The 427-nt window shown below is 74.0% G+C and carries 1 protein-coding gene; it reads left to right on the top strand.

The features are described 5' to 3' along the window. Positions 1 to 427 (top strand): nickel insertion protein (larC, locus tag EPK82_RS24660; RefSeq protein WP_208651189.1); only part of this gene is annotated, 427 nt, incomplete at both ends.

The following is a 427-nucleotide window of genomic DNA, read 5'->3' as shown; positions in this document are numbered from 1 at the left end:
CATCTTGAGGGCGTGCGCGCCAGCGTGCGGGCCGTCGATCCGCGCATCGCCTGCACGGCATCGCAGCACAACGACGGCATCCTGCGGGGCCTGCGCTTCGCGGTCTCGGCCCCCGGGGCGGAGATGCCTGCGCCGCATCGGCACGGCGGCCATGCGGCCCACCACGATCACCCCCATACGCACGATCACGCCCACACGCACGGGCACTCGGACCACCCGCCGCATCACAGCCACCGGTCCTGGTCCGAGCTCCGCGCGGATCTCGAGCGGGCGGACCTCGCGCCCGCCGTCCGGGCGCATGCTCTGGCGATCTTCGGGCACCTCGCCGAGGCCGAGGCGCGGGTCCACGGCATCGCGGTCGATGCGGTGGCGTTCCACGAGGTCGGCGCCTTCGACTCGATCGCCGACATCGTCGCCGCCGCCCACC

Origin of the sequence: Ectopseudomonas khazarica, assembly GCF_004521985.1 — a bacterium.
Classification (GTDB): domain Bacteria; phylum Pseudomonadota; class Gammaproteobacteria; order Pseudomonadales; family Pseudomonadaceae; genus Aquipseudomonas; species Aquipseudomonas khazarica.
Note: the sequence above shows the minus strand (reverse complement) of the source record. Positions and strands in the feature narration are given on the sequence as shown.